This window comes from Marinicrinis lubricantis, from assembly GCF_042658665.1.
In the GTDB taxonomy this organism is placed as follows: Bacteria; Bacillota; Bacilli; order Paenibacillales; family KCTC-33676; genus Marinicrinis; species Marinicrinis lubricantis.
The window spans coordinates 1-13,109 of the sequence record NZ_JBHSQV010000178.1 but is presented as its reverse complement, the minus strand read 5'-3'; the positions used below and the strand labels follow the sequence as shown (position 1 = coordinate 13,109).

Sequence of the window (13,109 nt, the reverse complement as noted above, 5' to 3'; positions counted from 1 at the left end):
AATGTTTTATTTCCCATTGTTTTTCTCTTCTTTACTGAACAATACCCTTTATTTTATGCGATTTTCTCCTTTTTTCAGCATACCAACCAAATCTGATGTTGAAATTTGACTATCTACAGCTTCCCTATTACTTTTTTGAATACTTTCATATACCTCTTTGCGATATACGGATATGGACTTTGGAGCATTAATCCCAATCTTAACGATGTCGCCTTCTACATTCGAAATCATGATTTCAATGTCTTCTCCAATCATGACTGCCTCGCCTTTTTTTCTACTTAGTATTAGCATCGGATTTCCCTCCCGGAGCAGCTTGGCTAAAAAGTCTGTGCTTTGTGGAGTAGCTGCTGTGTGCCATCACATACTGCTTTGCAACATTTTTATGTACATTAATAACTATGGGAGCAAGCAAATTCGTTGTTGCTTGTGAAATGGTTTTATCCGAGGAAACAATGGTATAGATTCGAACATCTTGCTCATTAAAGATTTGCAAATCTTGAATAAGCTCTTCCGATAAACTGATCTCATAGTCAGGGAAGAAATAGAAAGGGTCAGTAATAATAAAGCTGATGTCCCCATCATCTATAGACTGCAGGTAACTAAAGGGAACGTCTTCATCAATCGGAACGATAATAAATTGATTTATACAGCGAAAACCGGGCAGACCTAATGGAAAGCGTATTACTTGTGAAGACTTGTAGATAATTTCACCTAATCGTTTGGTTAATAATTTCATTCTTCTCAACTCCAATCTAAAAATATTCTACCCACAAAAATAAAGCTACAGAGTCGCTCCAACTTACTCCATAGCTTCATTATACGGCTACGATCGCCATTATTATAATTTCATGTCGATTTGTGGCGGTATGATCGTCACCTTGGCATATTGAGCCATTGAAATTTCTACGTCTCTTCGGTGATACATAATTTCTGGCCGAACCCATGGAGTCATATTTTCCACATGTCCTGCGTGCACTTCAATCACAGGTTTACGCGCAATATACTCGATATCAATATTATCGTAAGCAGCTGGTCCAGAGATTCTAGGTGCTGCCATCGGTGCAAATGCATCCATAGCATTATTTTTGATCGCATTGGTTTTTTTATGAATTGCAGCCAACTGGTCCCCTTCTTGTACTCTCCGCGCAATACCTTGCAGTGCTATACTCTCGGCTTGATCATACAATCGCTTCATGACCTTCAAATGATCACCGAGCGCCATCGCATCCCATACCCGATCTTGATTAATATGCAATTCCCCGGACGGCGAATGAATTTCAAGACGAGGCCCCGTTGTTTTCAGTGATAAAGTTTGATGGTTTTGTTTCATCTCATAATGACCCAAATTGGGATCAATACTGATCTTAGCAAATTGCTGCTGTATTTGAATCTGAGGAATAGTCATATGTCACCACCGATTTATCTCAGAAAATCAACCAATGTAGGCTGAATCAGCTTAGCACCCACCGATAAGGATGCTTGGTATACATTTTCCGCCATCGTTAAATTCGTATACACTTCGGCAACATCTGCATCTTCTGTTTTGGATTGCAATGACTTGAGGTTTAAATTAATATCTTCAAGTCTGGTCTGAACCAACTCTACACGGTTGATCCTCGCACCTAAGTCCGCACGAACACCTAGAAATTGATTCATTCTTGTTTCAATTTTACCAATTGAGTCATTGATCGCATCAAAATCAGCTGGATCTGATAAAGCAGTAGATAATTCATCCATAATTTTAAATACGTTGTCATTATCTGTTGTCAACCCAAAAACGTCATTACCCGTAATATTCGTAGCCATTTCTACACCTTGACTAATTTCAAGCTTCACTAAATACGGGTCGGTCACTACACTGCTCGCAGTAGCTTCATCCGCATATGGCTTAATATCGGTCTTTTGACCATTAAAAATATATTTCCCATTCAATTGACTGTTTGCAATGTCCAACATCTGCTTCTTGAGCTCATCTACCTCGGATTTAATCGCATCTAAAGCGGATTGCGGATTGGTACCGTTCGAAGCCTTCACCGCTAATTCATTCAACCTTTGCAAAACGTCGCCGGCCTGAGATAGCATTTTATCCGAATATTCTAAATATGATAAGGAATTATCTACATTGGTCTGATACTGTTCATTCGCTGCGAGATCGCTGCGGTAACGAAGACTATAGGTGATTCCAACCGGATCATCGGACGGCTTGTTAATTTTCCGACCGGTCGTAAGTTGCGTGTTCCACTCATCCATTCTGCGCATGTTATTACTTAGGCTTCGAACCAGCTGCATATTCATCATGCTTTGCGTTACTCTTACAGGCATTTCCTCACCTCAATTCATGTATTATATTATTTATCTTCCTACGACACCCATACCGTTTATGATTTTATCTAACAATTCATCTACCGTTGTCATTACTCTAGCTGCTGCGTTATAAGCATGTTGGAACTTTATCATGTTAGCCATCTCTTCATCTAACGAAACACCGCTGACCGATTGTCTGCGGACATCTACTTGATCCACAATCACCTGCTGATTGCTCTGCTGACGTTCTGCCTCGGCACTCTGAACACCCAGCTGTCCTACGATGGATGTGAAGTAGTCATCGATCGTTCCGTTACTTATCACTGAATTGGTACCACCCGTACCTTGGAACCTAAACTTCGTTTCTCTCAGCTGTGATATCAGAGTTGCCAAGGTGTTGTTCCCTTTAATTACTTTCTTGTTCCCGCTACCGTCATCTTCCGTTCTTAGTGAAGCCGCAATCCGATTCGGATCAGCATCTATGATCGAATTAAGTGAAAAGTTGGCTGCGGTAATCGTTCCTGAGCCATCTCCCGCAACAAAGAAATCCACGCCTGTCTGAACCGGATCAGATAACGTATAGCCTAGTTTATGCAGTTCATTGAGTCCCTTAATCGTAACCGTAAGATCACTTGTTAATGTACCGGATACTCCATTCAATGTCACTCCATCCGGGAGCACTGAACCTTCAGGTAATGTTATCGTAATATCTCCGTTCGCGATTGTATTGGCCATAGTATTCAATTGATTGATGTAATCCGCCACATAACCATCTCTGGACTTTATCATTCCATAAACTTCACCGCTACCGAGGTCGCCGGAGCCGTATGCACCTACCAATACAGCAGAGTCGATTGCGGTAGCCGTTTGTCCTTGTACTAGGGTGATCCCACCAATAGCAACATCATAACCCTGCGGTGTTTCCTGCACTGTTACGTTAGCTACTTTAGAAAGCTGGTCCACTAATAAGTCCCTTTGATCCCGCAAATCATTGGCATTATCCCCGAATCCTTCAATCTTCTGGATCTGCTTATTCAAATCTGCAATAGAACTTGCGATATCATTAATCTCTGTTGCTTTCACTTCAATATTCTGTGTTAGATCGTTCTGCAAATCCGTCAATTGTTTACTAGTTAAATTGAAGGTGTTTGCTAATGCGATCGCATTTTCACGAACGAGCTTACGCCCCGTGATATCCTCTGGATTATTGCTCAAAATGGACCATGATTCCCAAAATTTATCCAAGACGGATCTCAGTCCTGTGTCAGAAGGCTCGTTTACGATACCTTCAAGCTTCTGTAGTGTATCCAACTGCACTTCCCAACTGCCTAACGATTTATTTTCATTCCAATATTGATGATCCAAAAATTGTTCCCGAATCCGAGTAATCGAACTAAACTCAACTCCAGTACCCAATTGTCCAGGAATTGCGCTGTGTGTCATTCCGTAGGCTTCGATCGGAATCGAAGTCTGCATATTGACGACTTGTCTCGAATAGCCTTTCGTGTTCGCGTTCGCAATATTATGGCCGGTGGTGGACAATGCCGCTTGCTGCGTATTTAAGCTTCTCAGCGCCGTCTCTAATGTGTGAAAGGTTGATCTCATGTTTACACATCCTTCTATCTAAATCGAATCCATCTATGCCCGCGTATCAAATAAACTTTTCCGTTTGCTGTCCTTCTGCTGCGCTGCCGGATTATGGTACACTGCCTCATCTTCCTCCGCACCAACGAGCATATCCAAGGAGTAATTCACAAAGCTGAGCGACTGCCGAATCAGCTGCTGGTTCAGTTGATTCTTCTCCTTGAGCTGTGCGATGACCTGAACCAGCTTCTCCTGGCACCCTAACAGCTGCTGCTTTTCTTCCTGTTGAAAGATGAATTTCGAAAGCTGGCTGATCGTGATCCCGACCGTTACCGGCAGCCCGCGTCCTTTCATGTATTCATCTATTCGCTGCGCACGTTCCATATCGGCTTGAGCAACTTGCTTCACAAGCTTGCTCTCGCGATTCACAATACCGTTCAGCTCTTCGATCCGATTATGAATCAGCGCTTCTTTCTTTTGATCCGCTAATTCCACCAAGTGCACGTGCAGATCATACAAACGTTCAAGTTGTTCCAATACCGGCTGTATCGTCATGTGGTTCACCCGTTCTGGTATGGATTTTTAAAATAGCCCAGCATTTTCTCCGCTACTTTACCCGCATCGACTTGATAAGTTCCGCTGCTCACCGCTTCTTTAAGCTGCTCAAGCTTCTCAGCCCGCTCCGGAGACCTCGTCCCTTGCAGAAGCTCTTTGGCTTCTGAAGAAATATGAATCGAATCTTTCTGTTTGCCCTTTGCTGCCGCGCCGCTGCTCACGGCCATGTTCTGCTGATAGCGTTGAACCGCACCGGTTCGTTGTATGTCATTGATTTTCATCGTTATCCCACCTCGATTTCCACAAATAAAAAAACCGAATTATCATTATTGATAATATCGGTTAGTCTATGTAGAAACTTTATAGTCAATATCTACTAATCGAGCTACTCTTTGTTTTGGCGAATGTTATAGTTTACAGGCTGCGCAGCTTCTTGAGCATCAGATGACCTCGCTTGACCCGTCGTCATGCGCTGCATATCCTTGGTAAGCCTGTTTCTGCAATTATCGCACATGGTACCGCTGTGGATCAGCGTGCCGCACACTTCACATGGAATTCCCATATTCGGAGCATCGACAATCGAAATCCTGCCTTCTCGAACGAACTTCGTGATCTGCTTGACTGGAACTTCCGTCGCTTCGCTTAATTCATAAATGTTGCAGCCTTTATTTTTTCTCAAATAATGCAGGCAAGCCTCGTACTGCTTTTCGATCTCCTGGCGGCACATGCCGCACACGTCACCAAAACCTTTATTGTATAAGCGTCCGCATCTCGGGCAATTGGCCGCCATCAAGTTCATACCGGCTCCTCCTATCAGGATGTTTTTAATATCCACAGAAATCGACATGCACTTAATGTCGAATTCCCACATTCTGAATTAAGCTATATTATAATCCATGCCTTGTCCTTTTGAAAAGGGGTAACTTTGTTTGGTATGCCTAGGATCTTGCGGCTGTCAGGCAAAAAATGGGGAGCGGAATGCTGCCGCGAACGACATTTGAGGCTTCTCTCAATGTGCTTCCCGTCGTATAGATATCATCGATCATCACGATGACCGGCTGTTTTTTCTGCTTCGATGCCCAATGATAAAGACGTCCCGCTTCCTCTCTGTTTAAACCGAACACATGCTTCAGCGATTCAGCGCGTTCCGTTCTGCTTTTGAAGCTTTGTTTCTCCGTATGTCTAACCCTCTTAAGCAATTCAAACACTTTAAATCCTTGAAGAGACGAGAGCCTCTGAGCCATTTGCTCCGTCTGGTTAAATCCGCGTTCCATCGCCCTTTCTTGGCTGAGAGGAATATAGGTCACGGCCACAGGCAAGCCTCGCAGTTTGGGAATATCATGCGTCAGCCGTTTCCACGCAAGCTGCAGCAAATCCCCGAATAAGGCGGATAGCTGTTCATCGCCTCTATATTTATATCGGGCCATCCAATCGATAATAGGCTCCTCGTAGCGGACAGCACTGCGATTGCAAATAAAGCCTTGGCGGCGAATTCCAGCACAATCCGGACAGTCCATATCTCTTCCGCAGATTCTGCACTTCAATTCGCTAAGCCATGGAATATTCGATGCACACCGCCTGCACAGACCGTGAATCGATTCTGACAGCGAGGCGCCGCAGCCCATACAAGTGATTGTCTGCCCCTCAAACAGTGCTTTCCATATCTTCATTGCGCAAATATCCTTTCTTCGCCGCAATCTGATTCATTCGTTCAATTTGCCTTACCGCTCCCTGCTGTGATCTTGTTCTAGCACTGGAGAAAAAGTATACCTTGCCTTGAGGATCCAGAGGAGACCGCCCGGCTCTTCCCGCCATCTGAACAAGCGACGCCTCATCGAATAATGAGCTGTCCGCATCCAAAATGAACACATCACTTTTCGGGATGGTTACGCCTCGTTCCAATATTGTCGTCGTGACCAAAATCCGAGAATGGCTTTCACGGAACTCCATGACCTTGTCCCCCCGGTGCTGGTCGACAGAGGAAGTGCCTTCTACCCTAATGTGTGGAAATACCCGCCTTAGCGAACCCACCACCGGTTCAACAAGCCGAATCGCAGCCACAAACACGAAAACCTGCGCCCCCCTGTCTACCGACATATGAAGCATGCGTTTCAATTGATCCGGTATCTGGCGTCCACCACACCATTGTTTAACCGCTGGAATGGTATAATGCATAGGCACAGGCAGAGGATACCTGTGAAAACGGACAGGCACCCTAACATGGTCCAGCACTCCTCGCTTAACTTGACGCTGAAGCTCTTTCGGCGGGGTGGCGGACAGAAATATCATTTTGCCGTCCGGCTTTAACGATTTACGAGCTGCATAAGCAAGCTTAGGATCGTTATGGTACGGGAACGCATCCAATTCGTCGATAATGACCAGCTCGAATGCTTGTTCAAAACGGAGCAGCTGATGCGTCGTAGCCAATATGAGATCCGCCCATAACCATCCCTCGTCACTTCCGCCATATAACGTCGCAATGTTTACGGCGGGAAACGCCTTGTTCATCCTCGGAGACAGCTCGAGTACGACATCTCTCCGGGGAGTCGCCACGGCCACCCGCCCGCCTGTTGAAAGGACTGCCTCAATCAACGGATAAATCATCTCAGTCTTACCCGCTCCCGTTACCGCCCAAATCAGGAATCCTGGAATGGGGGTTTTTACTTTCGCCTTATCAGATAAGGCCGCGGTCCGTTCAATAAATGCCAGACCGCTCTGAACTGCTTCCGTCTGTGCAGGACTTAGCCCCCATGATTCCAAGCTTCTCATCTGGACGGGGACAGCTTGTCCGTGCTGTGAAGCTGGCAGGCTGTTTCCGATGATTAGCACCGAACAGCTTCGGCTTCTGCCCATTGTCAAGCACCCCTTGCAGTACCAGCATGCGTCCCCGCAAGCAGCGCAAGGCGTCCGCTGTAAATCATCACCAGACGATCCGCATCTTAAGCAGTAAGGCCCCCCATGATGGGCCGTACCTTTTATCCTGCGAAACAGCTTCCTGCAGATAGACACGCCCTTCCCGTTCACTCCATCATGGATACCGCATGCCAGCCTAACCGCTCCTGTCAAGTACAGTAGTTGAGTCCAGCGCTGCCATTCCTCCGCTTCGTCGATTAAATCGTGATCCTGCAGGAGCCGTTTAAATTCTTCTGGAAATAGGGAACGCCCCTGCATAAGCCTCGCCATCTTTCTGCAAACGGCCTTCTGCGCTCCGGAAAGTCCGATTCTCTCCCTTGGCACATTGGATAGCGTATACCAAGAAGCTGCCTCATCGACTGCTGCCGAAGGCTCCGCCGTCTTCTCTTCATCCTGGGACGGATGGAATCGCACCTTGTCCCAGAATGGAATGCGTCGCTGTTTAAAAGTCGCTGCCTCTGCTGCCTCTCCTGCATTTGCCTGCTTCCATGCCCTGCTCCAGGATAGGCTGTCACACAGGAGCCGCAGCCCCTTCACTTCAGGCTTCGCCAACCATACGGCCAGATCCGATGCCAAATGCAGCGTTGGTACGACCTGGGCAGCACCTTGAACCGTCACGACTTCGTACAAGCTTGCTTTCATGTTCCCCCTCCTCTCAAGCACAAAAAAACACACCTCTGCGGATTTAACCGGGGTGTGCTTCACGCCTTTTCAACGCAGTGAATCCATTCCAACGATGAATAAAATACTGAATGAATTGGATTCCATTATGAAATTAGATCTCGCTATGATTCGATCAATAAAACAGCTGCAACCGCTTCAAATCTTCTACCGGCTCAAGGTGAATTTCAACGGTATGTTCATCTTCACGCATAAGTGTCTCCACGAGCGCCAATTCCGGCTGTATCATCCGATGCTCAATGCCCCAGCGGTGCAGCAGTTTGGCTGCAATATCCATCGTCTCGCGTGATGCGTCCTCGCTCACAATGGTCACTATAAACTGCCGTCCCCTCATCCAGTGCCACATCTGAATGGATCGAAGGATCCATTCCATCTGCAGCTGCTTGTCTTTGACCCATAATATATAATGGCTTCGGGCTTTCGTACGGCCTTGGGATACCCGATGTATAAGGTGAACGGTCACTATCGCGGAGCCGTATAAAACAATGATCCAAACTAATCCTTCGATCATGAGGCTCAACCTCCCTTTACAACACAATATATGCTGCAGGGGAGAGGGAAGTGCCAGTTCGAAGGCGCTGTGCTTCTTCCAATTGTTCTATGCCGGACCAATAGTAAAAACGAATTTATAGAACGTTAGATCGTAACCCAGCCGATTTTAATCGCATTAATGACCGCCTGCGTGCGATCATCAACCTCCATTTTTTGAAGAATGCTGCTCACGTGATTTTTTACCGTTTTCTCACTTATGAACAGGCATTCACCGATGACCTTGTTGCTCTTGCCTTCCGACATGAGCCTGAGTACCTCGGCTTCTCTGCGGGTTAGCGGGCTTTCCTCCGCCACGTATCTTGCGCCGGCTTCCTGTACCTGCTGAGATGCGGCCGCCACATCGTCTTCTCCCATGTATGTCATTCTTCTTAATTGATTGATCAGCTTGCCAGTCACTTTAGGATGAATATACGCATGACCTTGAACGACGGTTCGAATGGCATTAATCAGCTCGTTTGCTTCCATATCCTTCAGCAAATAACCGGAAGCCCCTTTACGCAATGTTTCGAACACATAGCTCTCGTCATCATGAATCGATAAAATAATGACCTTCACTTGCGGGAAAATATTGCGCAGCTTCTCCGTAGCGCCTACACCATTTTCAATCGGCATATTAATATCCATGAGCACGACATCCGGAAGCAGCTGGTTACACTGCTCCACCACTTGAATACCGTCACCGCATTCACCGACAACTTCGAAATCATCTTCCATATTCAAAATACGCTTTAAACCTTCTCTAAATAATGCATGGTCATCCGCAATAAGCAGTTTGACCTTCTTCTCTACAGATGTAATCACAAACTCACTCCTTCCCCAAACTATCATTTATAGGAACCATGATTTTCAATTTCGTACCCGCATCCACTTCGGATTCAATTTCGAAAGTACCCTCGAGCAGCTCAATGCGCTCCTTCATCCCCATTAAACCGAAGTTCTCGCCTTCCCGCAGCTTCTTTCCAATGATGCTAGGATCGAACCCGACTCCATTATCCTGAATGAATAATAGAACGGCATCGGATTGAAACGTAAGACTGACTTCGACAGAGGTTGCCTTGGAATGCTTGAGAACATTAGAGAGTGATTCCTGCACGACCCTGTATATCGCCACTTCCATCGCTGAAGGCAGTCTAGCTTCTTTGCCATACAGTTCAAAACGGGCACGAATCTTATACTTATCCTCAAAATCCTGCACGAACTTGTGAAGTGTCGGAACCAGACCCAGGTCATCTAGAGCCATCGGCCTTAGGTTAAAGATCATTTTGCGAACCTCTTCCAAATTGCTGCGCACCTGCGTCTTCAGATCCGCTACTTCTTCTTTCACCAGCTCGTATTGTTCCTTCATCAGCATGCGCTCGGTGATCTCCGTCCGAAGGATGAGATTGGCCATCGATTGAGCAATGCCGTCGTGGATTTCCCGGGCAATTCTTTTTCTTTCTTCTTCCTGTGCGAGTGTAATCTTGAGGCCCATGATCTGCCGGTTTCTCGCCGACTCGATAATTCGGGTGACTTGCTCCAGGTCGCCGGATAAGTACTCCAGCACCACATTTAATTGAGAGGCAACGGTTTCCGCTTTTTCAATCGTCTTATCGACATTGCGGATCCGCTTCTGCAAATCGTCCCGGCGGGCTCTTAAATTAGCCTCCTTCTCCCGATAAAGCAGAATTTCCATTTGAATTTGGGTCGCAGCCTCGTAGGCCTGTTTAATATCCTGTTCCTTGTAGCGGCCGAAATCTCTGCTCACCTCTGACAAACGGATTCTCGCCAGCTTGAATTTCTTCTCCAGCTCATCCACTTTATCCATGGCGCTGTATGCTTCTTCCGTAACCTGTGCCAATTCTTTGTTTAAACTATCCAGTTCAGAGCGGGCGCTTTCGCAAATTTCAAAGATTTGATATTTGCTTTGATCCATGACTTCCAGTGCATTTTTAAAAATGCGGTCTATTGCGTCCGACTGAAAATTCACTGCGCCCGTCTCCTCCATATCAACTATTATAGTCTATTTATTCCAATTTTTATAGTTTTAGAAAATGTTCGGCATACCCTTTTCGTGAATGATTGCTATATGGTTTTACGAATTCAAATGCAACCACTACATTATACTAGCATAATATGGAATCTGGTAATTAAGCATTTAGCCCTATTTACTGGAGGGTGATCGAGTTAGTCTTCTGGTCCCATCCGACCTTCCAGCCTAATGTTTCCGCAATGAAACGAAGCGGCACCATTGTTCTGCCATTCATTGCCTGCGGAGCAATCGGTGCGGTCACCCGCTTCCCGTTATAAATCATTTCCGGGTTATCCAGCCACATGTCTATCAAGCTGTCCCCTTTAATGATCGTCAGCTTCTTCGCCTGATTGTTCCAAATCACTTCTCCGCCCAAGGCATCCACTATGAAGCGGATCGGAATCATTGTGTTGTAGTTATTCACGATCGGAGCTTGATCTACCTTCATAGCTATGCCGTCCACGTTCATTTCTTTACTTCCTACTTTAAAGTATACCGTAGAATACGATGCTTGTGCACGTTCCACCGGATACTGGAACTTGATATTGTCTATCGCCATACTTCCGACAGCAGCGCGTTCATCCTGTCCATCTTCTGGATTGACGACATAAATACGCTTCAGCTTGATCGGATAAGCCAAATCCAGCGGAGTTAGATCTGCCGTTACCGTCTGCCAGCCTGTCCAATTTACATTTCTCGTAAAATCAACATACTGCTCTTTGCCATTCGCATCGACGACGATCGCTCTTACCCAGTTATAGCTGTTATCTCCGTACAAATCCATCTTCATCTGCATTGGCTCGCCCTCTACAGCAACGCCAAGATCATTATTAAACGCAGCGTAGACAGCTTTCGTGCCGGCGCCTTCCGTAAAGTCATAATCAATTCGCAGCGCGTTGCCGCTGCTTCCACCTACTTGAGCCGTGGTTACGGCACCCCTTATTTCTGTTGGAGTTACCTTCACTGCCGGAGCGAGCTGCTTCGTATCAAAATCCGCGAACAACCGGTCTTCTCCGGAGTGAAGTGTCAGCATCGTACTAAATCCGTCGTATCTGGCAATGATTTGTGCCGTACCTGTTCCGTTCACCGATTGAACGTCAATTCCCTGCTCCCCTAACGCTCCTTGGAATCCTCTAAACTCCCATTCCAGCGACGTTAACGGTACAGATCGCTTACTACCGTCCTGAAGTACCGCTTCCGCCGTCAGCGGAATCGTCGTCCCCGGAGTCACCATGACGGTCTGCCCCAGCGAGAGCTGCAGGCTTTGCACTTCTTCACTGCCGATGATGCGGACTTCCTTCGTCGCTTTGGCATTTCCTGAAACAGCACTAATCGTTTCTGTTCCTTTACCTACGGCTACAAACTCACCATTCGCGAACGCCCCGACACCATTCTTCACGCTCCACTTCACTTGATCCGTCCCTATACTCATCGGGTTGTAATACTGGTCGTATGCGCGCAGGCTGAAGCTTGCCTTCTCACCAATAAACAATACGTCCGTACCATCAACGAATATTCCCTTCACCGTCCCCTGCGGTGCAGTAGAGTAAACCCCGATTCCGTTCACGATCTGCCGCTGTCCACCAAACTCTGTCGTATTAACCAGTACCGGATTGACAGCACCCAACGGACGGGACACAAGCTGCGTCGAACCTCCGCCATCAAGATTAATCCCTTGATAGATCCCCAGTTTCAGCATGAGACGCTGGAATTCAGATACCGTAAGTCCAGCGCTGTCAGCCGAGTGGTCCGCTGTTATGAGGTACACGTACCGGCGATCCTGGGTATATCCTACACCTGTTCTGGAACGATTCCCTCCAATACCGGAAACATCCCGAGAGTACTGCGCGGCTTGACCATCCTTCACCAAAATGGTATGGCCGCCGATCAGCATTTTAAAGGTTGTCGGGTCTTCCGTATTGTTCGGATTCGTAGACTGCATGCTGTAATCGATGTGGATCGGATCGCCTACCTTCAGGTTCTGCTCTACATAAGTCTTCGCTGTACCTGCCGCACGCAGAATGTATCCGTCCTCCGGCACGAGCATGTCCAGCTTCTGGCCGATGGAGATCTGTTCGATGATTCCGTTCCGAATCAGCACTTCCGTTGGGGTGGTTGCTCCGTCATTACCCCGATCTTTGCTGCCCCAAGCGGATGTGTACAAGTAGATTTTGTTTTGATGGCTGTGTTCTGTTTTAGATACCCAGTAATACGTCTGATTAATTCCCTCCAAAGGGAACATGCTGCCGTTCGCAGCCGTAATCTGACCTTGGAACGTATACATATCGATCACAGGTTTATTGTTCTGATTAATACCGAACGTGTATAGACCCTGCAGTTTAATCGGGCTTGTAATCACCGTACCTTCGCTGACACTGGGTCCCATGTAACCGCTAAACTAGAATCAACGGATTCCGCTAAATAAGAATGAACAAAACTTACCATACCCTTCCTATTAAGATATCATAGAACTGGTAATTCTAGCATCAGGGGGAAGCGGTATGAGGAAAGA

General features: G+C 46.6%; 14 protein-coding genes. All 14 read right to left on the bottom strand.

All coding sequences use genetic code 11. The annotated features are described in order from the left end of the window. Positions 1-48: 48 nt before the first annotated feature. A complete protein-coding gene (gene csrA / locus ACFPXP_RS17545; protein WP_379895671.1) occupies positions 49-291 on the bottom strand; it encodes a carbon storage regulator CsrA in 243 nt (80 codons plus the stop codon). Further along, on the bottom strand, positions 275-736 hold the full coding sequence (fliW, locus tag ACFPXP_RS17540; protein WP_379895670.1) for a flagellar assembly protein FliW: 462 nt from the start codon (positions 734-736) through the stop codon (positions 275-277). The genes csrA and fliW overlap by 17 nt, the downstream gene beginning before the upstream one ends. A gap of 102 nt (positions 737-838) precedes the next feature. Next, on the bottom strand, positions 839-1,405 hold the full coding sequence (locus ACFPXP_RS17535) for a DUF6470 family protein (RefSeq protein ID WP_379895669.1): 567 nt from the start codon (positions 1,403-1,405) through the stop codon (positions 839-841). Between the two features lie 14 nt (positions 1,406-1,419). Then, positions 1,420-2,322 (bottom strand): flagellar hook-associated protein FlgL, encoded by a 903-nt coding sequence (flgL, locus tag ACFPXP_RS17530; RefSeq protein WP_379895668.1) that lies wholly within the window; start codon positions 2,320-2,322, stop codon positions 1,420-1,422. Between the two features lie 30 nt (positions 2,323-2,352). Continuing rightward, positions 2,353-3,909: a flagellar hook-associated protein FlgK gene (gene flgK / locus ACFPXP_RS17525; protein ID WP_379895667.1), complete on the bottom strand. Its 1,557-nt coding sequence runs from the start codon at positions 3,907-3,909 to the stop codon at positions 2,353-2,355. 33 nt (positions 3,910-3,942) lie between these two features. After that, the gene (locus tag ACFPXP_RS17520; protein WP_379895666.1) at positions 3,943-4,443 is read right to left on the bottom strand and encodes a flagellar protein FlgN; all 501 of its coding nucleotides are present in this window, start codon (positions 4,441-4,443) and stop codon (positions 3,943-3,945) included. Positions 4,444-4,448: 5 nt separating this feature from the next. Next, the gene (gene flgM / locus ACFPXP_RS17515) at positions 4,449-4,724 is read right to left on the bottom strand and encodes a flagellar biosynthesis anti-sigma factor FlgM (RefSeq protein ID WP_379895665.1); all 276 of its coding nucleotides are present in this window, start codon (positions 4,722-4,724) and stop codon (positions 4,449-4,451) included. Positions 4,725-4,828: 104 nt separating this feature from the next. After that, positions 4,829-5,242, bottom strand: a complete 414-nt coding sequence (locus tag ACFPXP_RS17510; RefSeq protein WP_379895664.1) for a flagellar protein — start codon at positions 5,240-5,242, stop codon at positions 4,829-4,831. 139 nt (positions 5,243-5,381) lie between these two features. Continuing rightward, positions 5,382-6,113: a ComF family protein gene (locus tag ACFPXP_RS17505; RefSeq protein ID WP_379895663.1), complete on the bottom strand. Its 732-nt coding sequence runs from the start codon at positions 6,111-6,113 to the stop codon at positions 5,382-5,384. Further along, positions 6,088-7,998, bottom strand: a complete 1,911-nt coding sequence (locus ACFPXP_RS17500) for a DEAD/DEAH box helicase (RefSeq protein WP_379895662.1) — start codon at positions 7,996-7,998, stop codon at positions 6,088-6,090. Before ACFPXP_RS17500 ends, ACFPXP_RS17505 begins: the two co-directional genes overlap by 26 nt. Before the next feature lie 154 nt (positions 7,999-8,152). Then, entirely contained in the window at positions 8,153-8,548 is a 396-nt protein-coding gene (locus ACFPXP_RS17495) for a hypothetical protein (protein ID WP_379895660.1), read from the bottom strand. 125 nt (positions 8,549-8,673) lie between these two features. Further along, a complete protein-coding gene (locus ACFPXP_RS17490; protein ID WP_379895659.1) occupies positions 8,674-9,417 on the bottom strand; it encodes a response regulator in 744 nt (247 codons plus the stop codon). Continuing rightward, on the bottom strand, positions 9,395-10,555 hold the full coding sequence (locus tag ACFPXP_RS17485) for a sensor histidine kinase (protein WP_379895658.1): 1,161 nt from the start codon (positions 10,553-10,555) through the stop codon (positions 9,395-9,397). Before ACFPXP_RS17485 ends, ACFPXP_RS17490 begins: the two co-directional genes overlap by 23 nt. A 178-nt stretch (positions 10,556-10,733) precedes the next feature. Then, positions 10,734-12,983, bottom strand: coding sequence for a stalk domain-containing protein (locus tag ACFPXP_RS17480; protein WP_379895657.1), 2,250 nt, complete (start codon positions 12,981-12,983; stop codon positions 10,734-10,736). Between the last annotated feature and the right edge of the window lie 126 nt (positions 12,984-13,109).